Genomic DNA, 25,782 nt, shown 5'->3' with positions numbered 1-25,782 from the left:
GGCCGCCATGGCCGCGATCGTGGTCGGGATCAGCGTGGTGGGCTGCGCCGGAGTGCCGAGTTCCTCTGCGCCACAGGCGATCGGCACCGTCGAACGCCCGGCGCCGCCGAGCCTGCCGACGCCAAACCCCGGCATGGATCCCGACGTGCTGCTGCGAGAGTTCCTGAAGGCAACCGCGGACCCGGCCAACCGCCATCTCGCCGCACGCCAGTTCCTGACGGAGTCGGCGTCGCAGGCGTGGGACGACGCGGGCAGCGCGCTGCTGATCGACCGCGTGGTGTTCGTCGAGACCCGCGGGCCCGAGCGCGTCACCGTCACGATGAAGGCCGACATCCTCGGCTCACTTTCGGACATGGGCGTCTTCGAAACGGGGGAGGGCGCCCTGCCCGACCCCGGCCCGATCGAATTGGTGAAGACCCCGGCCGGGTGGCGCATCGACAAGCTGCCCAACGGGGTGTTCCTGGACTGGGCGCAGTTCCAGGCCACCTACAAGCGCAACACCCTGTACTTCGTCGACCCGACCGGCCAGACCGTCGTCCCCGACCCCCGCTACGTCGCGGTGTCCGATCCCGAGCTGCTCGCCACCGAACTCGTCACGAAGCTGGTGTCGGGACCGCGACCGGAGATGGACGAGACGGTCCGCAACCTGCTCGGCTCGCCGTTGCGGCTGCGCGGTCCCGTGACGCGTGCCGACGGCGGCAAGACCGGTGTCGGCCGCGGGTATGGCGGGGCGCGGGTCGAACTCGAGAACCTCTCGACCACCGATCCTCACAGCCGCACACTGCTTGCCGCGCAGTTGATCTGGACGTTGTCGCGAGCCGGTGTCAACGGGCCCTACGTCATCAACGCCGACGGCGCCGCGCTCGACGACCGGTTCGCCGAGGGGTGGAGCACCTCCGACGTCGCGGCCACCGACCCAGGCGCCGACCCCGGCGCGGCTGCCGGGCTGCACGCGCTGGTGGGTGGCTCGCTGGTGGCGCTCGACGGTCAGCGCGCGCCACGGGTGCCCGGATCGTTCGGACAGTTGCCCGGCCAAACCGCGGCGACGCTGTCGCGCAGCGGGCAGGAGGCGGCAGCGGTCGTGACACAGCGTCCGGGTGCGCCGGACATGGCCTCGGCGCTGTGGGTCGGACCGCTGGGCGGCAACGCCGCACAGGCCATCGACGGACGGATGCTGACCCGGCCGACCTGGTCGCTGGACTCGGCGGTCTGGGTGGTCGTGGACGGCGTCAACGTGGTGCGGGTCATCCAAGAGGCGGCATCGGGGCAACCCGCCCGCATCCCCGTGGACTCGGCTGCCGTCGCGACGCGCTTTCCCGGACCCATCACCGACCTGAAGCTCTCGCGCGACGGGACCCGTGCGGCGATCGTCGTCGAGGGCCAGGTGATCCTGGCGAGCGTCGTGCAGACCCAGGGCGGGCAGTACGCACTCACCTACCCGCGACGGTTGGGCTTCGGTCTGGGTGACACCGCGGTGTCGCTGGCGTGGCGCACCGGCGACGACATCGTCGTGACGCGGACCGACGCGCAGCACCCGGTGTCCTACGTCAACCTCGACGGGGTGAACTCCGACGGACCCAGCCGCAACCTGCTGGCCCCGGTGACCACCGTGGCGGCCAACCCGTCGTCGGTGTACGTCGCGGATCAGCGTGGCGTGCTGCAACTCTCGGGTGCCGCCGCGGAGGGCGACCCGGTCTGGACCGAGGTGCGGCCGCTGATGGTGGCCGGTGCGATGCCGGTGTTACCGGGCTGACTGCGCCGATCGCCGGCGCTGCACGCCCGCCGGGCCGGCGGTCACGCCGTGCCCATCAGCCGGTTCACGTGACCCATCAGGTCGGGGTACCGCTTCATGTGGGCGCCACCGTTGATGTCGAGCACCTCGCCGGTGATCCACGAGGCCTTCTCCGAGCAGAGGAACACCACGGCGTCGGCGATGTCCTCGGGCGTGCCCGCCCGGCCGAGCACGGTGTTCTCGACGTAGTCCTCGACGACGCCGGGCACGAGCGCCGCACCCTCGGTGAGCGGGGTGCGGACGAAGCCCGGGGCGACGGCGTTGACCCGGATCCCTCGCGCCGACAGTTCCATGGCGGCCACCTGGGTGAGCATCGACAGTCCCGCCTTGGCCGAGCAGTAGGCGCTCATCCCTGCCGCTGGCTGACGGCCGTTGAGCGACGAGATCCACAGCAGCGTACCGCCGTCGCGTAGATTGCGGCCCGCGTGCTTGGCGACGATCAGCGAACCCGTCAGGCAGACGTCGACGACGGAGCGGAACTGGTCCACGGGCATGTCGACGATGAGGCTGACGTTGCTGAAGCCCGCCGTGGTGACCACGACGTCGAGCGGGCCCGCCGCCTCGAACAGTGCGGTGACCGAGTCCTCGTCGATGACGTTCACGGCAGCCGACGCGTGCGGCTCACCGAGTTCGGCGGCCCGCGCCGACGCGCCGTCGGCGTCGAGGTCGGCGACCAGCACCCGGTAGCCCTCGGCCGCCAAGGCCTTCGCCGAGGCCCAGCCGATGCCCGACGCGCCCCCGATGACGAGTGCCGTCCGCCCGCCGTCGTCTTCAGTCACAGTGCCTCCACGTAGTCGGTCTAACGATCGGCCAACTGTAAGTGACTCGACACCGGGGGCGGCCGCCTTGGCGAGCAGAGGTGTCGGATGCCCGCCCCAGACTGGTCGCGTGCTGGCCGATCTCGTCCTCCCGCTCGAATGCGGCGGCTGCGGCGCACCTGGTGTCCGGTGGTGCGGGCCCTGCTCGGACGCGTTGGTGACCAGGGCCGCCGAGCCGTTGCTGGTCTTGCCGCGACTGGACCCCGGCGTGCCGGTGTTCGTGCTCGGCCGCTACGCGGGCGCCCGCAGGCAGGCCATCGTCGCGGTCAAGGAACGGGGACGCGCCGACCTCGTCGGTCCGCTGGGCAACGCGCTGGGGATCGGCCTGGGCAGGTTGGTGACCTGGGGCGTGGTGCCGGGCGGGCCGGTGCTGGTGCCCGCACCGACCCGCGCGACGTCTGCCCGTCGGCGCGGCGGCGACCCGGTGGCACGCATGGCCAAGCTCGCGGCGGGTCCCGACGGCGTGGTCGTCGACGCGCTGCGTCTGCGCGCGTTCACCAAGGACTCGGTCGGCTTGTCCGCCGCGGAGCGGCAACGCAACGTCGCGGGTCGGGTCCGGCTGCGACGGCCCGTCGAGGGCGAGGTGGTCCTGATCGACGACGTCGTGACGACCGGTGCCACCGCAGCCGAATCCGTCCGCGTCCTGCAAACAGCAGGCGCGCGCGTTGCCGCGGTCGTCGCGATCGCCCACGCCTGACGTCGGTCGGTGTCACGCCGAGGTGAACGGCTACGAACAGTTGGCGACCGGTCTGCGAAATTTGTGGCACGAACCGGTGAACTCGGACTACCTTCGAAGGCAACCGATCGTGAGTTCCTCACGAGGGCGTTGATTCAACCAGCGCCACATCGCCTGGCAGCGGTAGGAGGTGAGTCCTCGACACCTTGCGCCGGTGGGTGGCGACTTGCAGGTCCCGTCGGCGCGTTTCCCGACCAGCCGGCACGCCTCGGTGCGTGCGACGCGAAGAGAAACGAGATGCCAAGTATGTCAACAAAATCCGTGCAACCCGATCAGTCGACCATGGTCGTCGACGAGGACCGGCCAGCAGCGCCAAGCGCCGAGGTGGTCGTCAAGGGCCGCAACGTCGAAATCCCCGACCACTTCCGCACCTACGTCTCCGAGAAGCTGGCTCGCCTCGAGCGCTTCGATCGCACCATCCACCTCTTCGACGTCGAACTCGATCACGAGCGCAACCGTCGTCAACGCAAGAACTGCCAACACGTCGAGATCACCGCGCGAGGCCGCGGCCCGGTAGTCCGTGGCGAGGCATGCGCCGACAGCTTCTACGCCGCCCTCGAGGGTGCCGTCTGCAAACTCGAGAACCGGCTCCGTCGCAGCAAGGACCGACGCAAGATCCACTACGGCGACAAGACGCCGGTGTCGGTGGCCGAGGCGACCAAGGTCGTCGACCCCGATGCATTCCTTCCTCCCGTTCCCGCCACGGAGGAGACCGCCGACCAGAACGGCGCGGTCACCGAACACGAACCCGGTCACATCGTGCGGACCAAGGAACACCCCGCCAACCCGATGACCGTCGACGACGCCCTCTACGAGATGGAACTCGTGGGTCACGACTTCTTCCTGTTCCACGACAAGGAGAGCGACCGGCCAAGCGTCGTCTACCGACGGCACGCCTACGACTACGGGCTGATCAGACTGTCCTGACCACCCCGGCCGGCACGGGGTCCCCGAACGGGGCTCACGTGCCGGTTCGGGCGGTTGTCTCGGCGAGTCACCTACGATGGGTGTCGTTTGACGGAACACCGGTCAATCGAAAGATCCATCGAACCCGCAGGGGATGCAGCGTGCTGACGAGATTGCTCCGAATTGGCGAAGGCCGCATGGTCAAGCGCCTCAAGAAGGTCGCCGACTACGTCAACTCGTTGGCCGACGACACGGAGAAGCTCTCCGACGCCGAACTGCGCGCGAAGACCGACGAGTTCAAGAAGCGCATCGCCGACGGCGAGTCGCTCGACGACCTGCTGCCCGAGGCATTCGCGGTGGCCCGCGAGGCCGCGTGGCGCGTGCTGGGTCAGCGGCCCTTCGACGTGCAGATCATGGGTGGTGCCGCGCTGCACTTCGGCAACGTCGCGGAGATGAAGACCGGTGAGGGCAAGACCCTGACCAGCGTGCTGCCCGCCTACCTCAACGCGTTGAGCGGCAAGGGCGTCCACATCGTCACCGTCAACGACTACCTGGCCAAGCGCGACCGCGAGTCGATGGGCCGCATCCACCGCTTCCTCGGGCTCGACGTCGGCGTCATCCTGTCGCAGATGACGCCCGACGAGCGCCGCGTCGCCTACGCCGCGGACATCACCTACGGCACGAACAACGAATTCGGCTTCGACTACCTGCGCGACAACATGGCGCACTCGACCGCCGACATGGTGCAGCGTGGCCACAACTTCGCGGTCGTCGACGAGGTCGACTCGATCCTCATCGACGAGGCCCGTACACCGCTGATCATCTCCGGACCCGCCGACGGCGCGTCGAACTGGTACCTCGAGTTCGCCCGTCTCGCTCCGCTGATGGAGAAGGACAAGCACTACGAGGTCGACATCCGCAAGCGCACCATCGGCGTGCACGAGATCGGCGTCGAGTTCGTCGAGGATCAGCTCGGCATCGACAACCTCTACGAGGCTGCCAACTCGCCGCTGGTGAGCTACCTGAACAACGCCATCAAGGCCAAGGAACTGTTCCAGCGCGACAAGGACTACATCGTCCGCAACGGCGAGGTCCTGATCGTCGACGAGTTCACCGGCCGCGTGCTGCTGGGCCGCCGCTACAACGAGGGCATGCATCAGGCCATCGAGGCCAAGGAGCACGTCGAGATCAAGGCGGAGAACCAGACCCTCGCCACGATCACCCTGCAGAACTACTTCCGCCTCTACGACCGGCTCTCCGGTATGACCGGCACCGCGCAGACCGAGGCCGCCGAGCTGCACGAGATCTACGGCCTCGGCGTGGTCAGCATCCCGACCAACAAGCCGATGATCCGCGCCGACCAGTCCGACCTGATCTACAAGACCGAGGAAGCCAAGTACATCGCGGTCGTCGACGACGTCAGCGAGCGCTACGAGAAGGGCCAGCCGGTCTTGATCGGCACGACGAGCGTCGAACGCTCGGAGTACCTGTCCAAGCAGTTCACCAAGCGCCGCATCCCGCACAACGTGCTGAACGCCAAGTTCCACGAGCAGGAGGCCGGCATCATCGCCGAGGCCGGCAGGCGCGCGGCGATCACCGTCGCGACGAACATGGCCGGTCGCGGTACCGACATCGTGCTCGGTGGCAACCCGGACTACCTCGCCGACAAGCGGCTGCGCGACCGCGGGCTCGATCCCGTCGAGACGCCCGAGGACTACGAAGCCGCGTGGGATCAGACGATCGCCGACGTCAAGGCCGAGGTGGCGAAGGAGGCCGAGGAGGTCATCGCCGCAGGCGGCCTCTACGTGCTGGGCACCGAGCGTCACGAATCGCGCCGCATCGACAATCAGCTGCGCGGCCGCTCCGGCCGTCAGGGCGACCCGGGCGAATCCCGCTTCTACCTGTCACTGGGCGACGAACTCATGCGTCGCTTCAACGGCGAGACGCTGGAGTCCCTGCTCAACCGGTTGAACCTGCCTGACGACGTGCCCATCGAGGCCAAGATGGTGTCCCGCGCGATCAAGAGCGCGCAGACCCAGGTCGAGCAGCAGAACTTCGAGATCCGCAAGCAGGTGCTCAAGTACGACGAGGTGATGAACCAGCAGCGCAAGGTGATCTACGCCGAGCGCCGCATGATCCTCGAGGGCGAAGACGTGCAGGCCGAGGCGCGCAAGATGCTCGTCGACGTCGTCACCGCCTACGTCGACGGGGCCACGGCCGAGGGCTACTCGGAGGACTGGGACCTCGAGGCGCTGTGGACGGCGCTCAAGCTGCTCTACCCGGTCGGCATCGACCACCACGACCTGATCGACGGCGACGCCGTCGGCGAGCCCGGCGAACTGACCCGCGAGGAGCTGCTCGAGGCGTTGATCGCCGACGCCGAGCGGGCCTACGCCGAGCGCGAGGCGCAGCTCGTCGAGATCGGCGGCCCGGACGCCATGCGGTACCTGGAGCGCAGCGTCCTGCTGTCCACCATCGACCGCAAGTGGCGCGAACACCTCTACGAGATGGATTACCTCAAGGAGGGCATCGGGCTGCGCGCCATGGCGCAACGCGATCCGCTGGTCGAGTACCAGCGCGAGGGCTACGACATGTTCATGGCGATGCTCGACGGCCTCAAGGAGGACGCGGTCGGCCTGCTGTTCAACGCACAGGTGCAGGCGGCTGCGGACCCGGCCAGCCAGGTCGCCCCGGTCGCCGCGCCTGCCAACCTGGCGCAGTTCGCCAAGGACGCCGCGGCGAAGGCGCAGGCCTCCGGCGGCGGAGTCGCGACCAAGGAGGCTCCGCAGGAGCCGGCCCCTGCACTGCGGGTCAAGGGCATCGACGACGACGAAACACGCCGGCCCATGACCTACGTCGGACCGTCCGAGGACGGCTCGGCCGAGGTGCAGCGCCAGGGTGGCGCCGGCGGCAGGCACTCCGCAGGGTCGAACGGCGGCACCCGCAAGGAGCGTCGCGAGGCTGCGCGCAAGCAGAACCGTGGCGGTCCCAAGGCTCGCCGCGGCTGACACGCCCGGTAACTAGCCGATCTGCAGCGCCACCACCTGCCAGCGGCCGCCGACGACTTCGACGCGGCCGGCGACCGCTCGCACGCGCTTGCCCCTGGTGTAGGTGGCGAACACCTCTGCCGCGCTCGGCTCTCCGGGGCACCCGGACACCGCGCGCAGCCGTACGCGCTTGAGTGCGGCTGCGCCTTCGGGAGACGGGGTGCGCGTCAGCACGGACACCGCGTCGACCAGGTTCGGCCGCAGCATCGCGCGCAACTGGCCGACGGGTCGACGCCGGTCGACCACCTCGAGCACGCGGCGCAGCGCTGCATCGGCGAACACCGCGGCCGCCCGCGGAACGGGTGCCTCGCGCCGAGGCCTCGTCGCAGGCGTCATGGGCCGCGGGGTACGCCGGTGCATCGCGGTCGACGTCGGCATCGGGCAGGGCGCGGTGGTGCCGACCGGCGGCGGCTCGTAGTCGATGACCGGCGCGGTGAGGCTCTGACGTGCAGTGGCGATGGGTGATGCGCTCATGGTGAATCTCCAGCGGTCGACACGGTGTGGTGGCATCTGCTGGAGAGGCGCAGATGCATTCATGATCGCACGGCGGGAAGACACCTCCATGCACCCGTGATGCGGGCCCGCAGAATCGGCGGTTACCGTGACGGGGTCCGTGCACGTCGTAGCGATGGCTCGAAGGGGGAGGGGTGGCGCGTCATGGTGACTCGGCTGTCAGCAGCTGACGCGTCGTTCTACCACCTCGAGAACACCTCCACGCCGATGTACGTGGGGACGCTGTCCATCCTGCGCAAGCCGCGCAACGGGCTGAGCTACGAGACCCTGCTCGCCACCGTGGAGCGGCGGCTGCCGCAGATCCCGCGCTACCGGCAGAAGGTGCGCGAGGTGACGTTCGGCCTGGCCCGGCCGGTGTGGATCGACGACCGCGACTTCGACATCACCTATCACATCCGGCGCTCGGCGCTGCCGTCCCCGGGCAGCGACGCCCAGCTGCACGACCTGGTCGCCCGGCTCGGGTCCCGGCCGCTCGACAGGTCGCGGCCGCTGTGGGAGATGTACCTCGTCGAGGGGCTAGCCAAGAACCGCATCGCGATCTACACCAAGTCGCATCAGGCCTTGGTGAACGGGATGACGGCGCTGGAGATCGGCCACGTCATCGCCGACCGCACGCAGAAGAGCCCCGAATTCGGCGAGGACATCTGGATCCCCGCCCGCGAACCCAGCGACAGGCAACTGCTGCTCGGCGCGGCGCTCGAGTGGATCGCGCGCCCCGGTGCCCAGCTGTCGGCCGCCCGCAATGCGGTGACCGAGGTCGTGACCAACACGTCGCAGGCGGTCGAGACCGCGCGCCGGTTCGCCGACGTCGCCCGGACCGTCGCCAGGGGCACGGCGCCGAGCAGCCCGCTCAACACCACGGTGTCGCGCAACCGCAGGTTCACCGTGGCGTCCCACGACCTCGACGACTACCGCACGCTTCGGGCGCGCTACGACTGCGACGTGAACGACGTGGTGCTGGCCGTCGTGGCGGGCGCGCTGCGGAACTGGCTGATGTCGCGCGGCGAACCGGTCACCTCGTCGTCCACGGTGCGTGCCATGGCCCCGATGTCGGTGTATCCGGACGGGGAACTCGACGCTGCCGGGCCGGGGCAGGCGATCAGCGAGGTGTCGCCGTTCCTGGTGGACCTGCCCGTCGGCGAGGGCAACGCCGTGGTGCGGCTGTCGCAGATCGCCCATGCGACCGAGTCGGCGTCGACGGCCGCGAGCCTGGTGGACGCCCGAACCATCGTCACGCTGTCGGGGTTCGCGCCACCGACGTTGCACGCCATGGGCATTCGAGTCGCGACCAGCTTCTCGGCGCGCCTGTTCAATCTGTTGATCACCAACGTTCCCGGCGCGCAGAAGCAGATGTACGTGGCGGGCACCAAGCTGCAGGAGACGTACGCGGTACCCCCGCTGCTGCACAACCAGGCGCTGGCGATCGGCGTCACGTCCTACAACGGCATGCTCTACTTCGGCATCAATGCCGACCGGGACGGCATGAGCGACGTCGACGTGATGCCGAGCCTGTTGCGCGAATCACTGGACGAATTGCTGGATTCCGCGCGCTGATCGCTAAGGTCGCTGCTGTGCGCGTCTACGTTCCGGTGACCCTGGCCATGCTCGCCGGACTGGTCGCGGACCACACGTTGCACGCCCGCAGCGGCACGGCGTTCGCGGTGACGCCAACGCTGCGCGAGTCCTACGCCGAAGGTGACGACGACGAACTCGCCGAGGTCGCGCTGCGCGAGGCGGCGATGGCGTCGCTCCGGCTGCTCGCCGCCGAAGGCGAGGTCGAGGGCTTCCCGCGGCGCCGTGCGGTGCTGGTCGCGGACGTCGACGAGGTGACTGCGCGACCGGATCTGGACGACGCCGTGGTGCGCCTTGGCGGGCCGTTGGCGCTGACCGACGTGGTCGCTGCCTTCGTCGACAACGCCGGTGCGGAGGCTGCGGTGGCCGCGGCCGTCGACGTCGTCGACGATGCCGACCTGGGGGACGAGGACGCGGAGCTGACCGTCGGCGACGCGCAGGATCACGACCTGGCCTGGTATGCCGCTCAAGAGCTGCCATTCCTGCTCGAACTGCTCTGACGCACTAGCTACGCAAGCGTAGGTTACGGTACCGTAGGTTGCAGATTCTGCGGTTGGACTCCGCACAGCCCGAACGCGAGCAGGAGCCGTCATGGCCAAGAACACCATCAAGGTATCGGCCAAGGTCGCCGATACCGTACGCCCAGAGATCGCGGGGGCCAAGGAACGGCCCGGCTGGCATGCAGTCCGCCGAATCGTCCAGCGCATCACCACCCCGTTGCTGCCCGACGACTACCTGCAGCTGGCCAACCCGCTGTGGTCGGCGCGCGAACTGCGCGGCCGGGTACTCGAGGTGCGGCGCGAGACCTCCGATTCAGCGACCCTGGTCATCAAGCCGGGCTGGGGCTTCTCCTTCGACTACCAACCGGGTCAGTACATCGGCATCGGCGTGCTCGTCGACGGACGCTGGCGGTGGCGGTCGTACTCGCTGACGTCGAGCCCGGTGTACGGGACGACATATGGCAGGGGCGAGCGCAACATCGCCATCACCGTCAAGGCCATGCCGGAGGGCTTCCTCTCGGCGCACCTGGTCGACGGCATCGCCGCGGGCACGATCGTGCGCCTGCAGGCACCGCAGGGCAACTTCGTCATGCCGGACCCGGCACCCGCATCGGTACTGTTCCTCACCGCTGGTTCCGGCGTCACCCCAGTGATGTCGATGCTGCGCACGCTGGTGCGTCGCGGGCAGATCGGCGGAGCCGGCCACATCGTCCACGTGCACTCGGCACCGTCGGCGTCGGAGGTCATGTTCGCCGATGAACTCGCCCGCCTGGCCGAGGAGCGCGAGGGATACCGGCTCCATCTGCGCGCCACGCGCACCGAGGGTCGCCTCGATCTGTCCCGGCTCGACGAAGTGGTACCGGACTGGCGCGACCGGCAGGTCTGGGCGTGCGGTCCCGAGGGCATGCTCGACGACGCCGACCGCATCTGGAGTGAGGCGGGCCTGAAGGACAACCTGCACCTCGAGCGTTTTGCCGCGAAGAGGGCAGGCGCGCACGGTGCCGGCGGCACCGTCACGTTCGAACGCGCAGGGAAGACCGTGACGGCGGACGGCGCGACGTCGCTCATGGACGCCGGGGAGAGCGCCGGCATCCAGATGCCCTTCGGCTGCCGAATGGGTATATGTCAATCGTGCGTGGTCGGGTTGGTCGACGGTTACGTATGTGACCTGCGCACCGGCGACGAGCACGAGCCGGGCAGCCGGATTCAGACCTGCGTGTCGGCCGCGTCGGGCGACTGCACGCTCGACGTCTGAGGTTTACTGACTGGTAACCTACGGGTACGTAGGTTACGGTAGCGTAGGTAGAAAGGAGGTCGAGAAATGGCAATTACAGACGTACCGGAATTCACGCATCTGACCGATGCGGACATCGAGAATCTGGCGAACGAGCTGGATGCAATCCGACTCGACATCGAGGACTCCCGTGGTGAGCGCGACTCGCGCTACATCCGCCGCACCATCGCCGCGCAGCGCGCGCTCGAGGTGGCAGGCCGGCTGATGCTGACCGCCAGCTCGCGACGCTCCGCGTGGTGGGCCGGAACCGTGACCTTGGGCGTGGCCAAGATCATCGAGAACATGGAGATCGGCCACAACGTCATGCACGGCCAGTGGGACTGGATGAACGATCCCGAGATTCACTCCTCGACGTGGGAGTGGGACACCTCGGGAGCGGCCAAGCACTGGCGGTTCACCCACAACTTCATGCACCACAAGTACACAAACATCCTGGGCATGGACGACGACGTGGGCTACGGCCTCATCCGCGTCACCCGCGATGCGAAGTGGAAGCCGTTCAACCTCGGCAACCTGCTGTACAACACGATTCTCGCCCTCGGCTTCGAGTGGGGTATCGGGCTGCAGCACGTGGAGCTCGGCAAGATCTTCAAGGGCCGAGACAACCGCGACGAGAGCAAGATCCGGGCACGCGAATTCGCCGTCAAGGCGGGCGCACAGGTGGTCAAGGACTACGTCGCCTACCCGGCGCTGACCTCCCTGTCGCCTGGTGCGACCTACACGTCGACGTTGAAGGCCAACGCGGTGGCCAATGTCATCCGCAACGTGTGGTCGAACGCGGTGATCTTCTGCGGCCACTTCCCCGATGGCGCCGAGAAGTTCACCAAGACCGACATGGTCGGCGAGAGCAAGGGGCAGTGGTACCTGCGCCAGATGCTCGGCAGTGCCAACTTCAACGCAGGCCCGGCGCTGCGGTTCATGAGCGGCAACCTGTCGCACCAGATCGAACACCACCTCTTCCCGGATCTGCCCAGCAACCGGTACGAGGAGATCGGGGTGCGGGTGCGCCAGATCTGCGACAAGTACGACCTGCCCTACACCACGGGAAACTTCCTGCTGCAGTACGGCAAGTCGTGGCGCACCATCGCGAAGTTGTCGCTTCCGGACAAGTTCCTGACGGGCACCCGCGACGACGCGCCCGAGACGCGCAGCGAGCGGATGTTCGACGAACTCCCGCCCAGCGAGCGTCGCGGCCTCAAGTCGTCAATCGCCGCAGTGCGGGCGCGCCGACGCGAGAAGCGGGCACTCGCAGCCTGATTCACTAGCAACGAGACTGCGGGCAGATCACGAATCCTCGACGATTCACGATCTGCCCGCAGTTTCGCGTTGTGGGGAAGGTCAGTCCGGGATCATGTCGAACGTGTCGGGATTGGGGCCCGTGCGACCCTCCTCGCCCTTGTCGAGTTCGGTGAGTGCGTCGACGTCGTCGGGGCTCAGCTCGAAGTCGAAGATGTCGAAGTTGTCCTGAATCCGTTGCGGCGTCACCGACTTCGGGAAGATGACGTCGCCGCGCTGGATGTGCCACCGCAGCACGACCTGCGCGGGCGACTTTCCGGTGGCCTTGGCGATGCCCTCGACCGCCTGATCGTCGAGCACCTGGCCCTGTGCGATCGGCGACCACGCCTCGGTCACGATGCCGTGCTGGGCGCCGTAGGCGCGCACCTCGGCGTTGACGAAGTACGGGTGCACCTCGATCTGGTTGACCGCGGGCACCGTGTCGGTCTCGGCGGCCAGCCGCTCGAGGTGCGGCACCTGGAAGTTCGAGACGCCGATGCTGCGGGCGCGGCCGTCGGCCTTGAAGCCCTCCAGCGCCTTCCACGTCGAGACGAAGTCGCCGCCGTACTTCGTGGGCAGCGGCCAGTGGATGAGGAACAGGTCGACGTAGTTGTCCTCTGGGGCGTCGAAGCCCAGCTTGGACAGCGTCTCGTCGAAGGCCTTCCGTGCCGCGTCGGGTTCGTGGAAGCCGTTGTTCAGCTTGCTGGTGATGAAGACGTCGCTTCGGGCCAGTCCCGCGTCACGGATTCCTTGGCCGACGCCGGCTTCGTTGCCGTACATCTCCGCCGTATCGATGTGCCGGTAGCCGATGTCGAGTGCGGTTTTCACGGCGGCCGCGGTCTCGTCGGGGTCGATTTGGTAGACGCCGAAGCCCAGTTGCGGGATTCGGGCGCCGTCATTGAGTTCGATGTTGGGTACTGTGCTCACCGCCTCAGCGTGCCCGGTGCGAGGCGGGTGCAAACGGATCAGCGGGTGACGGCCGCGACCCGTCTGGCCAGCAGGAACGCCTGTGGTGTCGACTCGATGCCGCCGGGCTCGGCCGCCCGCACGGCTTCGGCGAACACCGCCAATCCGGCAGAATCCAGCGCGCCCGTGACGAAAGCCGGAGTGCGGCGGCGGAATTCGAGGTCGACCTCCACGCCGAACGCCTCGGTGAGCAACCGGGATCCCTCGCCGGCCTGGAATGCCAGCAGTGCCACCCCGCCCGGCACGAGTACGCGACGGAACTCGGCGAACACCTCGGGCAGGACGGCGTCTGGGACGTGGATCGTCGAGTACCACGCGCAGACCCCACCGACCGAGGCGTCGGGCGAGTCGACGGCGGTCATCGAGCCGACCGCGAAGCGGAGGTGGGGATTGAGTGCCTTGGCTTGCCCGATCATCCCGGGCGACAGGTCGCTGCCTGCGGCGTCGATTCCGAGGTCGTGCAGGATCGCCGTGGTGGCTCCGGTTCCGCACCCGACGTCGGCGACGCGGTGGTTCCCGGTCGCCTGTACGTAGCCGGCGAACGCGCCGAGCATGGCTCGTTCTAACGGCTTGTCGTCCAGGTGGTGGTGGAACGCGTCGGCGTACTCGCGGGCGGTCGCGTCGTACCCGCGCCGCGTCGCGTCGAGGAAGTCCACGTCAGCCTGCCCGCATCGCCGCCAGTAGCCGTCGGGCGGCGACCACGCGGTCGGCCGCCGAGCCGATCAGTCGGTCCAGCGCGCACTCGGGGTCGGCAGGCGGGCCGAGGTGGGTGCAGCCGCGCGGGCAGTCCTGAATCGCCTCGGCGAGGTCGGAGAACGCCATCATGACGTCGTCGGGGGCGATGTGGGCCAGGCCGAACGATCGCACGCCCGGGGTGTCGATCACCCAGCCGGAGTCGGCGAGCGGCAAGGCCACCGACTGCGTGGACGTATGCTTGCCCTTGCCGACGCCCGACACGACACCCACCGCTCGATGTGCATCCGGCAGGAGACGATTGACTAGCGTCGACTTGCCGACGCCGGAGTGGCCGAGCAGTACCGTGACCCGACCTGCGAGCAGGGCGGCGACGGGCGCCACGTCGCCGCCCTGGCCCGTCGCGATCACCGTCAGGTCGAGACCCGTGAATTGTTCGGCGAAGGGTTCAGGCGGCGCGAGGTCGGTCTTGGTCAGACACAGGATCGGGGTGAGCCCGCCCGCGTAGGCGGCGATCAGCGCGCGTTCCACGAAGCCGGTCCGGGGCGGCGGATCCACCAGCGCCACCACGATCAGCAACTGGTCGGCATTGGCCACGACGACGCGCTCGGTCGGATCGGTGTCGTCTGCGGTGCGGCGCAACACCGTTCGCCGTTCCCCCCGGCGGACGATGCGGGCGAGCGTGTCGGGCTTTCCGGACAGGTCCCCGACGATGTCGACCTCGTCGCCGACGACGATCGGGGTCCGGCCGAGTTCCCGTGCGCGCATGGTCGTGACGACCCGATCCGGGTCACCGCCGAGCGCGCAGCCCCACCGGCCACGGTCCACGGTGACCACCATCGCCCGCTCGGCGTCGGCATGGTCGGGTCGGATCTTGGTGCGCGGCCGCGAACCACGGCCCGAGCGCACCCGGACGTCCGATTCGTCGAGCTCGCGTCCGCTCAATGCCGCTCGCTCGTCCCGGACAGCATGTCCGCCCACATGCCAGGGAAGTCGGGCAGCGTCTTGGCGGTGGTACCGATGTCCTCGACCTCCACGCCGGGCACCTTGAGCCCGATGATCGCGCCCGCGGTCGCCATCCTGTGGTCGGCGTAGGACCGCCACGCCCCACCGTGCATCGGGCGCGCGACGATTTCCAGGCCGTCGTCGGTCTCCTCGCACTGGCCGCCGAGCCGGTTGATCTCGGTGGTCAGCGCGGCGAGCCGGTCGGTCTCGTGGCCCCGCAGGTGGGCGATACCGCTCAGCCGCGACTCCGAACCCGGCTCGGCCAGGGCCGCGATGGCTGCGACCGACGGAGCGAGTTCGCCGATCTCGCCGAGATCCGCGTCGAACCCGGCGTAACCGTCGGGGCCGGACGGGCCGGCGACCTCGAGGTGGCCGACACCCAGGTGCACCGAGGCGCCGATCTTCTGCAGCAGTTCGATGATGGCGGCGGCGGGTTGGACGCTCGTGGTCGGCCACCCGGCGATCCGGACGGTGCCGCCGGTCACCAGCGCTGCCGCGAGGAACGGCACCGAGTTCGACAGGTCGGGCTCGATCGGCCAGTGCCGCGCGGCCACCGGTCCTGGACTCACGTGCCACCGGTTGCCGTGGCCGTCGTCGACGTCGACGCCTGCCTCGCGCAGCATCGACACCGTCATCGCGACGTGCGGCGCCGAGGGCACGGCGGCTCCGGTGTGCACCACGGTCAGCCCGTCGGCGAACGTCGCGCCCGAGAGCAGCAGGCCCGAGACGAACTGCGACGACGCCGACGCGTCGATCTCCACGGTGCCGCCCCGTACCGATCCGGCGCCCCGCACCTGGAACGGCAGACCGTCGCCATCGAGTGCGACGCCCAGGTGGCGCAGCGCAGCCAGCAGCGGCGCGATCGGGCGGGACCGGGCCTGTTCGTCGCCGTCGAAGGTGACCGCCTCGGTCCCCAGCGCTGCCAGCGGCGGGACGAAGCGCAGCACGGTGCCCGCGAGGCCGCAGTCGATGGTCGCGTCGGCCGCGGGCTCGATGGCGCCGCTGACGGTGAGGTCGGTGCCGTCGCCGGTCACGGTGAGGCCCAGTGCGCGCAGGGCACCGATCATCAGATCGGTGTCGCGGCTGCGCAGTGCGCCGGTGACCGTCGAGGCACCCTGGGGCGTGGCCAGCGCGGCGAGGATCAGCGCCCGGTTGGTCTGCGACTTCGATCCCGGCACGGTGACGGTGGCCCGGACGGGCACCGGTGCGGTCGGTGCGGGCCAGAGCTGCGCTCGATCGTCGGGTGCACGGTCTGTCACGGTCACCATCCTGCCTTGTCGCCGGTTTCTGCCACCATGGACGTATGTGCGGGCGATTCGCGGTGACGACCGATCCGGCGCTGCTGGCCGAGAAGATCAAGGCGATCGACGAGAGCACCGCGGCGACAGCGAAGGACGCACCCGGCGCCAACTACAACGTCGCTCCCACGACCACGATCGCCACCGTGGTCAAGCGGCACACCGAACCCGACGACGAGTCGACGCGGCGGGTGCGGCTGATGCGCTGGGGCCTGGTTCCCGCGTGGACGAAGGCTGCCGACGGCGGGACTCCGGACACGAAGGGGCCGCTGCTGATCAACGCGCGCGCGGAGAAGATCACGTCGTCACCGGCGTTCCGCTCGTCGGCCAAGGGCAAGCGCTGCCTGGTCCCGATGGATGGCTGGTACGAGTGGCGCGGTGAGAAGGGCTCGAAGACGCCGTTCTTCATGTACGCCGGCGACGGCGAGCCGCTGTTCATGGCGGGCCTGTGGTCGACGTGGCGGCCCAAGGACGCTCCCAAGGACGCGCCGCCGCTGCTGAGCTGCACGATCATCACGACCGACGCGGCCGCCAAGCTCGCCGACATCCACGACCGGATGCCGCTGACCATCGGCGAGTCGGACTGGGACCGCTGGCTCGACCCGGACGCGCCCGTCGACGAGGGATTGCTGCGCGGACACGGCGATCTCGACCGCATCGAGATCCGCGAAGTCTCCCGACTGGTGAACAGCGTGCGCAACAACGGGCCCGAACTCATCGAGCCGGCCGAGCCGCAGGCCGAGCAGGGCACGCTGCTTTGACCCACCCCCTGTCGGACCCCGCGGTGGTCGACGCCCTCGCCGATGACCTCCGGGCGGCGGACTACACGACCGACGGTGTCGCCGGGCTGCTCGGCGCCGAGGCCGGGGCAGCGTTCAGCCGAGGATCGTGGTGGTCGGCGCTGCGCGCCACCGATCGGGCGACCCCGGAACGGCAGGCGCTGGCCATCCTGGTCCGGCTGTTCCTGCTCGGTGCGGAGGAGTCGCGCGACCGCGCCGCCCAGGCGATGCCCACCGCGGGCGTCGACGCGCTGGTCGCCAACCACGTCCTCGAGGTCACGCGAGAGGGCGCACTGCGCGCCGCCCTGGACATCCGCCCGCACGGCGACGGGGTGCGCGACTTCCTCGTCGTCTCCGATCTGGACGCCGCGGTCCGCCCCGGGGCCGTGGCGCGTGACCACGTGCTGGGCATCGGCAGTGCGTCGGTCACCCTGGCGCACGCCGTGGTCCGCGCACCCGTCCGCCGGGCGTTGGACCTCGGCACGGGCTGCGGCATCCAGGCACTGCACCTCGACGGGCATTGCGACGCGATCGTCGGCACCGACACCAACGCCCGTGCGCTTGCGCTGGCCGCGGCCACCGCCCGGCTGAACAGCATGTCGTGGGACCTGCGGCCGGGTAGCCTGTTCGAGCCGGTGGCCGGTGAGCGGTTCGACCTGATCGTGTCGAACCCGCCGTTCGTGGTGGGCACCGGGGCGCTCGACTACGAGTACCGCGACTCGGGCATGGCCGGGGACTCGTTGTCGGAGAAGCTGATCCGGCAGGCTCGCGACCACCTCGAACCGGGTGGGACCGCCCAGATCATGGCCAACTGGATCGTGCGCGATGGGCAGGACTGGCAGGATCGCGTCCGGGGCTGGCTCGTCGACACCGGCCTGCATGCGTGGGTGGTTCAGCGCGAGTTCGCCGATCCGATCAGCTACGTCTCGCTGTGGACCTCGGACGCGGGGGAGCCGCCGGAGGAAGCCGCTCGCCGCGGTGGACTGTGGCTGGACTGGTTCGCCGACCAGGACATCGCCGGGATCGGCATGGGCATGGTGACGCTGCGCGCCCCACGCAACGACGAGAGCCGCCCGCCCGACCAGGTGCTCGAGGAGATCACCGGTGCCGACGAGGGACTGACCGGGCCCGAGGTGGCGGCGTTCTTCGCCCGCCGCGAGTACCTGCACGACACCGGCGACGACCAGCTGTTGGCGGCCCGGTTGTCGACGGCGCCGGTGTTCCTCGAGGAACAGTCGCTGCCCGGACCCGAGGGCTGGCAGACCGTCGGGGCCGCAGTGCGCAGACCCGGCGGACCCGGTGCGGTCCTCGGCGTCGACGAGGTGTCGCGGGCGCTGCTCGCAGGGTGCCGTGGCGAGGTGCCGCTGGGCATGCTCGTCGACCTGCTCGCTTCGGTGCACGGCGTCGACGGCGACGCCCTGGCCGAGGCGGCGTTGCCGGTCGTGCGCGAGGCCATCGGTCGCGGAATCCTCTACGAGGCCGAGTGATTCACGCCCGTCGCGTCGCGGTGACCACCACGTAGGGCGCCTCGAACCTGACGCCGTCGGCGGTGGCGTGCTCGCTCAGCGCCTCGCGGAACGCGTCTTGCAGCCGGTCGCGCTGGTCGGAGTCGGCGCGACCGAAGGCTCCGACGTGCATCGGGGACTCCTCGGTGACGAACGCCAGCGCGGCGTCCAGCGATTCGAACTCCCACCCATGCCGGCCCTCGGTGATCTCGACACCCTCGAAGTCGGCGGCCAACCGCTGGGCCACCACGTCGGAGTTGCCCCACTGGTCGGGGGAGTAGCCGGTGTCGGGTGGTGCGCCGAGGACCGCGACGATCGGGTCGAAGAACGGGTTCTGCGCACTGCGGACCCAGGACGAGAACGCAAGCACGCCAGCCGGTTTGATCAGCCGGCCGATCTCGGCGACCTGGCGGCCCGGCTCGACGAAGATGATGCCCATGTTGGACACGGCGACGTCGAAGGCGCCGGTCGGCAGCCCCGTGTCGGCGGCATCGGCCGCCACCCACGTCACGTCGAGGCTCGCGGCCTTGGCCTTCTCCGTGGCCTGGTCGATCAGTTCGGGGGTGAGGTCGACGGCCGTGACGCGTGCGCCAAGCCGCGCCGCTGCCAGCGCCGCGCTACCGGTACCGCAGGCCAGGTCGACCAACGTCGCATCCCGCAGCGGCCGACGCCGGTCGGCGAACTCGACCGTCTGCACGGCGATGTCCGAGATGCGTTCCGCCACCGACTCGTATCGTCCGGCGGACCACGGTGAACCCATCGGGTTCAGCCCTGGTACCCGGGCGGATTGGGGGCGTCGACCCACAGGTGGACGCCGAGGTCGGAGCCGGGCACGCAGTCGTACACCGACAGGTCCGTCACGCCGTTCTCGATCAGCACGTCCTCGCAGAGCAGGCTGTGACCGGTGTACGTCGAGGGCTTGGTCAGGATCGCGTAGGCCGCGTCGGCGTACACCGCGGGCTTGCGCGCCTTGGCCATCGCCTCGTCGCCGCCGAGCAGGTTCTGCACGGCTGCCGTGGCGACCAGGGTGCGGGGCCACAGGGTGTTCGACGCGATGCCCGCGTCCCGCATCTCCTCGGCGATGCCCAACGCGCACAGCGTCATTCCGAACTTGGCCATCATGTAGGCCGTCGGCTTGAGCCACTCCGACTCGAGCCGGATCGGCGGCGACAACGTCAGCACGTGCGGGTTCTCCCGACCCTTCATGTGCGGCAAGCATGCCTGCGACACCGTGTAGGTGCCGCGCACCTGGATCCCGTTCATGAGGTCGAACCGCTTGAGCGGCACCTCCTCGATCGAGCCGAGGTTGATGGCGGAGGCGTTGTTGACGCACATGTCGATCCCGCCGAACGCCTCGACGGCCTTGGCCACCGCCGCCGTCACGGAGTCGCCGTCGCGGATGTCGCCGACGATCGGCAGGGCGTTGCCGCCGGCCTCCTCGATCTCCTTGGCTGCGGTGTAGACCGTGCCCTCGAGCTTGGGATGGGGTTCGGCGGTCTTGGCTACCAGCGCGACGTTGGCGCCGTCGGCGGCGACGCGCTTGGCGATCGCCAACCCGATGCCTCGGCTGGCGCCGGAGATGAACATGGTCTTCCCTGATAGCGACATGGGGTCACCCTAGGACGATCGGCGACGGCAGGGGTCTATCCGGGTGCCCGTATGTCGGCGACGGCGGCGTCGGTGAGCCGGACGAGGTCGTCGGGCGCAAGGGCCACGTCCCAGCCGCGCTTGCCAGCGCTGCACAACACCCGGTCCCACGCCATGGCGGAGGCGTCGACGACCGTGGGCAGCGGCTTGCGCTGACCGAGGGGTGAGATGCCGCCAAGGACGTAGCCGGTGGAACGTTCGGCTGCCCGGCGGTCGGCCATCGCGGCCCGTGGTGCCGACAGGGCGGCCGCGGCGGCCTTCAGCGACAGCTTGGCCGGAACTGGTAATACGGCGACCGCCAGACCCGTCGGTAGTTCGATGATCAGGGTCTTGAGGATCTGATCGGCCGCCACGCCCTCGGTCGCGGCGAGTTCGGCGACGGCCTCGTCGCCGAAGGACTCGACGCGCGGGTCGTGGTGGTAGCGCAGCACCTCGTGCGGCACGCCTGCCGTCACGAGCGCGGCGATCGCCGGGGTCGCAGCACGTGGCATCCGGCCACCCTAGCCAGCCGCAGTCGTCGACGGCTCGGCCCGGCCACCGGGAACAACCCCTGCGTACGGGCTGTTGTTCGAGGCGATCACGACGGTTCGGCGCGTTGTCGGACTCAGCAACTAGGATCGGTGGAAGGGGACCTTGGTGCCAACGGCCTGCCTGGAACGTCCAGTCGATGTGCTGGACCCGTTCGGTGCCGCAATCGAAGGGACGGTGTCCACCGACATGACCGACTCGACTCTGTCAGCCGGGACAGTTCCCGATGCGCTGACCGACGAACCGCCGAAGCCCGCGGAGACCGACGCCGAACTGACCGCACGGTTCGAGCGCGATGCCATTCCGCTGCTCGACCAGCTGTACGGAGGCGCGCTGCGGATGACCCGCAACCCCGCCGACGCCGAGGACCTGCTGCAGGAAACCATGGTCAAGGCCTATGCCGGATTCCGGTCGTTCCGCGAGGGCACCAACCTCAAGGCCTGGCTGTACCGGATCCTGACCAACACCTACATCAACAGCTACCGCAAGAAGCAGCGACAGCCTGCCGAGTACCCGACCGAGGAGATCACCGACTGGCAGCTGGCCGCCAACGCCGAGCACTCGTCGACCGGTCTGCGCTCGGCCGAGGTCGAGGCGCTGGAAGCGCTGCCCGACACGGAGGTCAAGGCCGCGCTGCAGGCGCTGCCCGAGGAGTTCCGGATGGCGGTCTACTACGCCGACGTCGAAGGCTTCCCATACAAGGAGATCGCGCAGATCATGGACACCCCGATCGGCACGGTCATGTCGCGACTGCACCGCGGACGCAAGCAGCTTCGTGAGCTGCTCGCCGACGTGGCTCGCGATCGCGGTTTCATTCGAGGTCCGGAGTTCAGCAAAGTGGAGGAGGTCACCTCATGACCGCCGATTTCTCACGCCCAGAGGGTCACGACTTCGAGCCGCCGCTCGGCCCGGTCGATCCCGAGCATCCCGAATGCGCCTCGGTCATCGCCGAGGTGTGGACGCTGCTCGACGGCGAATGCACCACCGAGACCCGCGACAAGCTGCGTCACCATCTCGAGGAGTGCCCCACCTGCCTGCGGCAGTACGGCGTCGAGGAGCGGGTGAAGAACCTGATCGCCAGCAAGTGCAGCGGCGAGCGTGCTCCCGACAGCCTGCGGCAGCGGCTTCGCATCGAGATCAGCCGCACCACCATCATCCGTAGCTGAAACGCAGGACGGCGGCCCAATGGGCCGCCGTCGTGTGTGTAGTGGGGTGAAGGTCAGGCGTTGGGACGCTTCCCGTGGTTGGCCTTCGAGTGCTTACGATCGCGCTTCTTGCGGCCTCGCTTGGCCATGGTCGGTCTCCCGTCGAGTCTGGTGAATCAGGTGCTTACTCCCCAGTGTCTCATGATCGTGCCGGTGAGTTCCAATGCGTTGTCAGCCTGCCGGTGTGGTTCGATGGTCCGGTAGGTCAGACCCCCTGGGTCCCCATGAGGCAAGCGTCGAGACGAGCGGAGTGAAGATGGCCGAGGACGTTCGCGCCGAGATCGTGGCCAGTGTGCTCGAGGTCGTGGTGAGCGAAGGCGATCAGATCGGCGAAGGGGACACCCTGGTGCTGCTCGAATCGATGAAGATGGAGATCCCGGTGCTCGCCGAGGTCGCGGGCACCGTCTCGTCGGTCAACGTCTCCGTCGGCGACGTCATCCAGGCCGGCGACCTCATCGCCGTCATCAGCTAGGCGCTCACCGGAGGAACCGCACCGTGTCGACCCTCGGTGACCTGCTCGCCGAGCACACGATGCTGCCCGGCAGCGCGGTCGATCACCTGCACGCCGTCGTCGGCGAGTGGCAACTCCTGGCCGACCTCTCGTTCGCCGACTATTTGATGTGGGTCCGCCGCGAGGACCTCGGGCTGGTCTGCGTCGCGCAGGTCCGGCCCAACACCGCGCCGACGGTGGTGCTCGCCGATGCCGTGGGCACGCAGAGCGAGGCCGACGCGATGCCCGTCGTCACCGCCGCATTCGTCTCGGGCCACATCGGCAGGGAAAGCGATGTCCTGCCCAACGATTCGCATTACGAACACTGGCTCAACGTCGAAGCCGTACCGGTCCGGCACGCCGACCAGGTGGTGGCCGTACTCACCCATCAGACGGCGCTTGCCGACCAGCGCAAGGCCAGCCCGCTCGAACGGGCCTACCTCGACTGCGCCCGCAATCTGCTGCACATGCTGTCGGAGGGGACGTTCCCCAACGTGGGCGACGTGGCCATGTCGCGGTCCAGTCCACGCGTCGGTGACGGCTTCATCCGGCTCGACGGAGACGGCGTGGTGGCCTTCGCCAGCCCCAATGCGTTGTCGGCCTACCACCGCATGGGTCTGGCCGCGGAACTCGAGGGCCACAACCTGGTCAGCGTGACGCGACCGCTGATCTCGGACCCCTTCGAGGCTCAGGAGCTGGCCACCCACGTGCGAGACTCGCTGGTCGGCGGGTCCAGCATGCGGATGGAGGTCGACGCGAACGGCGCGGCCGTGCTGCTGCGTACGTTGCCGCTGATCGTGCACGGCGCCGCCGCGGGCGCTGCCGTGCTGGTGCGCGACGTCACCGAGGTCAAGCGCCGGGACAGGGCGCTGCTGTCCAAGGACGCGACCATCCGCGAGATCCATCACCGCGTGAAGAACAACCTGCAGACCGTGGCCGCCCTGCTGCGGCTGCAGGCCCGGCGCACCAACAACGCCGAGGGCCGCGAGGCCTTGAACGAGTCGGTGCGGCGGGTGTCGTCGATCGCCCTGGTGCACGACGCGCTGTCGATGTCGGTCGACGAGGAAGTCAACCTCGACGAGGTGGTCGACCGCATCGTGCCGATCATGAACGACGTCGCGTCGGTGGACAGCCCCATCCGCATCGTGCGGCAGGGCGACCTGGGCGTGCTCGACGCCGATCGAGCGACCGCTCTGGTCATGGTGGTCACCGAGCTGGTGCAGAACGCCATCGAGCACGCCTATGACGGCGACACGGCCCAGGGCTGCGTGACCATTCGGGCCGAGCGGTCGGCACGCTGGCTCGACGTCGTGATCAGTGATGACGGCCGCGGGCTGCCGCCGGGATTCAGTCTGGAGAAGTCCGACCGCCTCGGCCTGCAGATCGTGCGCACGCTGGTCGCCGCCGAACTGGACGGCTCGCTGGGCATGCACGACGGGCCAGGGGGAGGGACGGAAGTGGTGTTGCGGGTGCCGATCGGTCGCCGCGCGCGGAGCGCGCAGTAGAACTCCGCGGGCGGAGCGCGCAGTAAGACTCAGCGCGCGGAGCGCGCAGTAGAACCCAGCGCGCAATGAAGAGCAGTACCGAAAACGCCACGGCGCGTGCGCAGAAATGGCGCATAGCCGTTTTCAAAGCCCCGAAACACACTTACGGCCCCGGTTTTCACCGGGGCCGTAAGCGGAAAGTCGAAGCGGGCTAGACGCCGGTACGCGCCTTCGTGCGGGCGTTGCGGCGCTTGAGCGCGCGACGCTCGTCTTCGCTCATGCCGCCCCACACGCCGGCATCCTGACCGGACTCCAGCGCCCAGGTGAGGCACTCGGTCGTCACCGGGCAGCGGTTGCAGACGAGCTTCGCGTCGGCGATCTGGGCGAGCGCCGGACCGCTGTTCCCTACCGGGAAGAACAGTTCGGGATCCTCGTCACGACAGACTGCCTTGTGCCGCCAATCCATTTCTTAACTCCTAGTCAGATCACTCGCCGTATGCGCAGCAAAGCGCACTAGCTTTTTGTTCGGCTGTTAACGCATGCACACGAAATGTTTCAGTGCTGTTGCATCCGATGCTTTCACAGGCTGAACAGATGTCAATAGAACCGAGTTCACACGTGGGCAATGTCACTGAGACGTTCGAGTGGGACCGCGTTGACGATCCCCTCATACGTTCGTACTACACTCAACGTACCTGCGCCCTGAGTTCGTCGCAGTGATAACAACCTCACAGTTCAGAGGCTTTTGGCCGTCGGCGCCACTACGGCGAGCGCATCCGGAACCGACGTGAACGTCATCGTTTCCCTCGGTCCGACGAAATCCCCGTCGATCTGGCACGCCGCCGGTGCGTCGGCCGTCACGGTGATCCACGACAGGTCGTCTTCGCGAATCAGGTGCTTGGCCTCGATGTTGGGCTTGCTCGACAGCATCCGTCGCACCAGCGCCAGGTTGGCCCAGACGTTCATGCTGGTGATCGCGAACACACCGAGTCCGGTCTCGAACGTCGTCGCCGGGTTGGTCCAGACCGGGCGGGTGTTGGCGTAGGTCCACGGGCTCGAGTTCGACACGAACGCGAAGTGGACGCCGGACACCGGAGTGCTGCCTGGCGTGCGCAGCGTCAGCCCGGGCTCCCTGCGTGCACTGGCCAGCATCTCGCGCACCGCTACCCGGATGTAGCGGCTCGCCGTCACCTTCCGCCCGCGTGCGCGTTGCTCCTCGACCGCGGCGACGACGTCGCCGTCGACGCCCATGCCGGCGGTGAACACCGCCCAGCGCTCGCCGCAGTCCATCAGCCCGATCCGCCGCCAGGCCGCACCGCTGCGGCGCGCGCTGAGCAGGTCGATCAGTTGGTTGGTGGCGTCGACCGGGTCGGGGCTGATTCCGAGTGCGCGGGCGAACACGTTCGCCGATCCGCCGGGCACGACGCCGACGGCCGGAGCGTTCGGATCCGGGACAGCCCGGTTGGGCCCGCACTCGCCGAGGATGCCGTTGACCACTTCGTTCACGGTGCCGTCACCGCCGTGCACGATGACGACGTCGATGCCGTCGCGGGTGGCGTCGCTGGCGATCTCGATCGCGTGCCCACGGTGGTCGGTGTGCACCACGGTGAGGTCCACGCGGCTCTCGAGCGCGTGCGCGAGCAGGTCACGCCCGGCCGCGGTGGTGGATGTCGCATTGGGATTGACGATCAGCACGGCGCGCACGGAAACCCAGCCTAGCCATGCGCCG

The 25,782-nt window shown here is 68.9% G+C and carries 26 protein-coding genes; 14 read left to right on the top strand and 12 right to left on the bottom strand.

Features of this window, described 5'->3' with window-relative positions; genetic code table 11:
* The first annotated feature begins 7 nt into the window (after nucleotides 1-7).
* Nucleotides 8-1,753, top strand: coding sequence for an MtrAB system accessory lipoprotein LpqB (gene lpqB, locus G6N61_RS11470; RefSeq protein ID WP_163924756.1), 1,746 nt, complete (start codon nucleotides 8-10; stop codon nucleotides 1,751-1,753).
* A 41-nt stretch (nucleotides 1,754-1,794) separates the two neighbouring features.
* On the opposite strand, the gene G6N61_RS11465 is transcribed toward lpqB, so the two are convergent.
* Nucleotides 1,795-2,571 (bottom strand): SDR family NAD(P)-dependent oxidoreductase, encoded by a 777-nt coding sequence (locus G6N61_RS11465; protein ID WP_163918638.1) that lies wholly within the window; start codon nucleotides 2,569-2,571, stop codon nucleotides 1,795-1,797.
* Nucleotides 2,572-2,683: 112 nt separating this feature from the next.
* Between G6N61_RS11465 and G6N61_RS11460 the strand changes: the two genes are divergently transcribed.
* The 3 genes from G6N61_RS11460 (at nucleotide 2,684) to secA (ending at nucleotide 7,260) form a co-directional block, all read left to right on the top strand.
* A complete protein-coding gene (locus G6N61_RS11460) occupies nucleotides 2,684-3,307 on the top strand; it encodes a ComF family protein (RefSeq protein ID WP_163924755.1) in 624 nt (207 codons plus the stop codon).
* 285 nt (nucleotides 3,308-3,592) lie between these two features.
* Nucleotides 3,593-4,273 carry a ribosome hibernation-promoting factor, HPF/YfiA family gene (gene hpf, locus G6N61_RS11455; RefSeq protein WP_163918637.1) on the top strand — a complete coding sequence of 227 codons (681 nt, stop codon included), beginning with the start codon at nucleotides 3,593-3,595 and terminating at the stop codon, nucleotides 4,271-4,273.
* Nucleotides 4,274-4,413: 140 nt separating this feature from the next.
* Nucleotides 4,414-7,260, top strand: coding sequence for a preprotein translocase subunit SecA (gene secA / locus G6N61_RS11450; protein ID WP_163918636.1), 2,847 nt, complete (start codon nucleotides 4,414-4,416; stop codon nucleotides 7,258-7,260).
* Nucleotides 7,261-7,272: 12 nt separating this feature from the next.
* Here the strand turns inward: secA and G6N61_RS11445 are convergent, their stop codons facing one another.
* Nucleotides 7,273-7,773, bottom strand: coding sequence for an Rv3235 family protein (locus tag G6N61_RS11445; protein ID WP_163918635.1), 501 nt, complete (start codon nucleotides 7,771-7,773; stop codon nucleotides 7,273-7,275).
* A 183-nt stretch (nucleotides 7,774-7,956) separates the two neighbouring features.
* Between G6N61_RS11445 and G6N61_RS11440 the strand changes: the two genes are divergently transcribed.
* The 4 genes from G6N61_RS11440 to G6N61_RS11425 all read left to right on the top strand — a co-directional run bounded on the left by G6N61_RS11440 (nucleotide 7,957) and on the right by G6N61_RS11425 (nucleotide 12,435).
* Nucleotides 7,957-9,366: a WS/DGAT/MGAT family O-acyltransferase gene (locus tag G6N61_RS11440; protein ID WP_163918634.1), complete on the top strand. Its 1,410-nt coding sequence runs from the start codon at nucleotides 7,957-7,959 to the stop codon at nucleotides 9,364-9,366.
* Nucleotides 9,367-9,383: 17 nt separating this feature from the next.
* Nucleotides 9,384-9,884, top strand: a complete 501-nt coding sequence (locus G6N61_RS11435) for a DUF6912 family protein (protein ID WP_163918633.1) — start codon at nucleotides 9,384-9,386, stop codon at nucleotides 9,882-9,884.
* A 91-nt stretch (nucleotides 9,885-9,975) separates the two neighbouring features.
* Nucleotides 9,976-11,139: a ferredoxin reductase gene (locus G6N61_RS11430; RefSeq protein ID WP_163918632.1), complete on the top strand. Its 1,164-nt coding sequence runs from the start codon at nucleotides 9,976-9,978 to the stop codon at nucleotides 11,137-11,139.
* A gap of 66 nt (nucleotides 11,140-11,205) precedes the next feature.
* Nucleotides 11,206-12,435 carry a fatty acid desaturase family protein gene (locus G6N61_RS11425; RefSeq protein ID WP_163918631.1) on the top strand — a complete coding sequence of 410 codons (1,230 nt, stop codon included), beginning with the start codon at nucleotides 11,206-11,208 and terminating at the stop codon, nucleotides 12,433-12,435.
* A gap of 81 nt (nucleotides 12,436-12,516) precedes the next feature.
* On the opposite strand, the gene G6N61_RS11420 is transcribed toward G6N61_RS11425, so the two are convergent.
* From G6N61_RS11420 to aroA, 4 genes are read right to left on the bottom strand one after another with little or no spacing between them, the layout of a single operon-like run.
* Nucleotides 12,517-13,380, bottom strand: coding sequence for an aldo/keto reductase (locus tag G6N61_RS11420; RefSeq protein WP_163918630.1), 864 nt, complete (start codon nucleotides 13,378-13,380; stop codon nucleotides 12,517-12,519).
* A 38-nt stretch (nucleotides 13,381-13,418) separates the two neighbouring features.
* A complete protein-coding gene (locus G6N61_RS11415; protein ID WP_163918629.1) occupies nucleotides 13,419-14,075 on the bottom strand; it encodes a class I SAM-dependent DNA methyltransferase in 657 nt (218 codons plus the stop codon).
* Between the two features lies 1 nt (nucleotide 14,076).
* Complete coding sequence (gene rsgA / locus G6N61_RS11410; RefSeq protein WP_163918628.1) at nucleotides 14,077-15,057, bottom strand: ribosome small subunit-dependent GTPase A; 981 nt, start codon at nucleotides 15,055-15,057, stop codon at nucleotides 14,077-14,079.
* Nucleotides 15,054-16,376 carry a 3-phosphoshikimate 1-carboxyvinyltransferase gene (gene aroA, locus G6N61_RS11405; protein ID WP_407666430.1) on the bottom strand — a complete coding sequence of 441 codons (1,323 nt, stop codon included), beginning with the start codon at nucleotides 16,374-16,376 and terminating at the stop codon, nucleotides 15,054-15,056. Before aroA ends, rsgA begins: the two co-directional genes overlap by 4 nt.
* 44 nt (nucleotides 16,377-16,420) lie before the next feature.
* Here aroA and G6N61_RS11400 point away from each other — a divergent pair, with 44 nt between their 5' ends.
* Nucleotides 16,421-17,176, top strand: coding sequence for an SOS response-associated peptidase (locus tag G6N61_RS11400; RefSeq protein ID WP_163918626.1), 756 nt, complete (start codon nucleotides 16,421-16,423; stop codon nucleotides 17,174-17,176).
* Entirely contained in the window at nucleotides 17,173-18,681 is a 1,509-nt protein-coding gene (locus G6N61_RS11395) for a DUF7782 domain-containing protein (protein ID WP_163918625.1), read from the top strand. Before G6N61_RS11400 ends, G6N61_RS11395 begins: the two co-directional genes overlap by 4 nt.
* A 1-nt stretch (nucleotide 18,682) precedes the next feature.
* On the opposite strand, the gene G6N61_RS11390 is transcribed toward G6N61_RS11395, so the two are convergent.
* Genes G6N61_RS11390 through G6N61_RS11380 form a run of 3 tightly spaced genes read right to left on the bottom strand, consistent with a single transcriptional unit; the run spans nucleotide 18,683 to nucleotide 20,837 of the window.
* Nucleotides 18,683-19,459, bottom strand: a complete 777-nt coding sequence (locus G6N61_RS11390; RefSeq protein ID WP_163918624.1) for a class I SAM-dependent methyltransferase — start codon at nucleotides 19,457-19,459, stop codon at nucleotides 18,683-18,685.
* A gap of 5 nt (nucleotides 19,460-19,464) precedes the next feature.
* On the bottom strand, nucleotides 19,465-20,307 hold the full coding sequence (locus tag G6N61_RS11385; RefSeq protein ID WP_163918623.1) for an SDR family oxidoreductase: 843 nt from the start codon (nucleotides 20,305-20,307) through the stop codon (nucleotides 19,465-19,467).
* Between the two features lie 35 nt (nucleotides 20,308-20,342).
* Complete coding sequence (locus G6N61_RS11380; RefSeq protein ID WP_163918622.1) at nucleotides 20,343-20,837, bottom strand: YbaK/EbsC family protein; 495 nt, start codon at nucleotides 20,835-20,837, stop codon at nucleotides 20,343-20,345.
* 226 nt (nucleotides 20,838-21,063) lie between these two features.
* Here G6N61_RS11380 and G6N61_RS11375 point away from each other — a divergent pair, with 226 nt between their 5' ends.
* Entirely contained in the window at nucleotides 21,064-21,732 is a 669-nt protein-coding gene (locus G6N61_RS11375) for a sigma-70 family RNA polymerase sigma factor (protein ID WP_249783792.1), read from the top strand.
* A complete protein-coding gene (gene rsrA / locus G6N61_RS11370) occupies nucleotides 21,729-22,040 on the top strand; it encodes a mycothiol system anti-sigma-R factor (protein ID WP_163918620.1) in 312 nt (103 codons plus the stop codon). The genes G6N61_RS11375 and rsrA overlap by 4 nt, the downstream gene beginning before the upstream one ends.
* Nucleotides 22,041-22,093: 53 nt before the next feature.
* Here the strand turns inward: rsrA and G6N61_RS31330 are convergent, their stop codons facing one another.
* Nucleotides 22,094-22,168 carry a 50S ribosomal protein bL37 gene (locus G6N61_RS31330; protein ID WP_011728008.1) on the bottom strand — a complete coding sequence of 25 codons (75 nt, stop codon included), beginning with the start codon at nucleotides 22,166-22,168 and terminating at the stop codon, nucleotides 22,094-22,096.
* Nucleotides 22,169-22,335: 167 nt separating this feature from the next.
* On the opposite strand from G6N61_RS31330, the gene G6N61_RS11365 reads away from it, so the two are divergent.
* Together G6N61_RS11365 and G6N61_RS11360 are read left to right on the top strand one after the other, a co-directional pair.
* On the top strand, nucleotides 22,336-22,551 hold the full coding sequence (locus G6N61_RS11365; RefSeq protein ID WP_163918619.1) for a biotin/lipoyl-binding carrier protein: 216 nt from the start codon (nucleotides 22,336-22,338) through the stop codon (nucleotides 22,549-22,551).
* A gap of 23 nt (nucleotides 22,552-22,574) precedes the next feature.
* Nucleotides 22,575-24,074: a two-component system sensor histidine kinase PdtaS gene (locus G6N61_RS11360; protein ID WP_163918618.1), complete on the top strand. Its 1,500-nt coding sequence runs from the start codon at nucleotides 22,575-22,577 to the stop codon at nucleotides 24,072-24,074.
* 190 nt (nucleotides 24,075-24,264) lie between these two features.
* Here the strand turns inward: G6N61_RS11360 and whiB1 are convergent, their stop codons facing one another.
* Nucleotides 24,265-24,519, bottom strand: coding sequence for a transcriptional regulator WhiB1 (whiB1, locus tag G6N61_RS11355; protein WP_059165613.1), 255 nt, complete (start codon nucleotides 24,517-24,519; stop codon nucleotides 24,265-24,267).
* A 269-nt stretch (nucleotides 24,520-24,788) separates the two neighbouring features.
* Nucleotides 24,789-25,757: a diacylglycerol/lipid kinase family protein gene (locus G6N61_RS11350; protein WP_163918617.1), complete on the bottom strand. Its 969-nt coding sequence runs from the start codon at nucleotides 25,755-25,757 to the stop codon at nucleotides 24,789-24,791.
* Between the last annotated feature and the right edge of the window lie 25 nt (nucleotides 25,758-25,782).

Origin of the sequence: Mycolicibacterium arabiense (assembly GCF_010731815.2) — a bacterium.
Taxonomy (GTDB): Bacteria; Actinomycetota; Actinomycetes; order Mycobacteriales; family Mycobacteriaceae; genus Mycobacterium; species Mycobacterium arabiense.
The sequence above is the reverse complement of the archived record's forward strand: the minus strand, read 5'-3'. Positions and strand labels throughout refer to the sequence as shown.

Coding starts and splice junctions, on each gene's coding strand:
- lpqB (WP_163924756.1), top strand. CDS start 8: ATGGCCGCGATCGTGGTCGGGATCAGCGTGGTGGGCTGCGCCGGAGTG.
- hpf (WP_163918637.1), top strand. CDS start 3,593: ATGTCAACAAAATCCGTGCAACCCGATCAGTCGACCATGGTCGTCGAC.
- G6N61_RS11445 (WP_163918635.1), bottom strand. CDS start 7,773: ATGAGCGCATCACCCATCGCCACTGCACGTCAGAGCCTCACCGCGCCG.
- G6N61_RS11440 (WP_163918634.1), top strand. CDS start 7,957: ATGGTGACTCGGCTGTCAGCAGCTGACGCGTCGTTCTACCACCTCGAG.
- G6N61_RS11430 (WP_163918632.1), top strand. CDS start 9,976: ATGGCCAAGAACACCATCAAGGTATCGGCCAAGGTCGCCGATACCGTA.
- G6N61_RS11425 (WP_163918631.1), top strand. CDS start 11,206: ATGGCAATTACAGACGTACCGGAATTCACGCATCTGACCGATGCGGAC.
- G6N61_RS11400 (WP_163918626.1), top strand. CDS start 16,421: ATGTGCGGGCGATTCGCGGTGACGACCGATCCGGCGCTGCTGGCCGAG.
- G6N61_RS11390 (WP_163918624.1), bottom strand. CDS start 19,459: ATGGGTTCACCGTGGTCCGCCGGACGATACGAGTCGGTGGCGGAACGC.
- G6N61_RS11385 (WP_163918623.1), bottom strand. CDS start 20,307: ATGTCGCTATCAGGGAAGACCATGTTCATCTCCGGCGCCAGCCGAGGC.
- G6N61_RS11380 (WP_163918622.1), bottom strand. CDS start 20,837: ATGCCACGTGCTGCGACCCCGGCGATCGCCGCGCTCGTGACGGCAGGC.
- G6N61_RS11375 (WP_249783792.1), top strand. CDS start 21,064: ATGACCGACTCGACTCTGTCAGCCGGGACAGTTCCCGATGCGCTGACC.
- rsrA (WP_163918620.1), top strand. CDS start 21,729: ATGACCGCCGATTTCTCACGCCCAGAGGGTCACGACTTCGAGCCGCCG.
- G6N61_RS11365 (WP_163918619.1), top strand. CDS start 22,336: ATGGCCGAGGACGTTCGCGCCGAGATCGTGGCCAGTGTGCTCGAGGTC.
- whiB1 (WP_059165613.1), bottom strand. CDS start 24,519: ATGGATTGGCGGCACAAGGCAGTCTGTCGTGACGAGGATCCCGAACTG.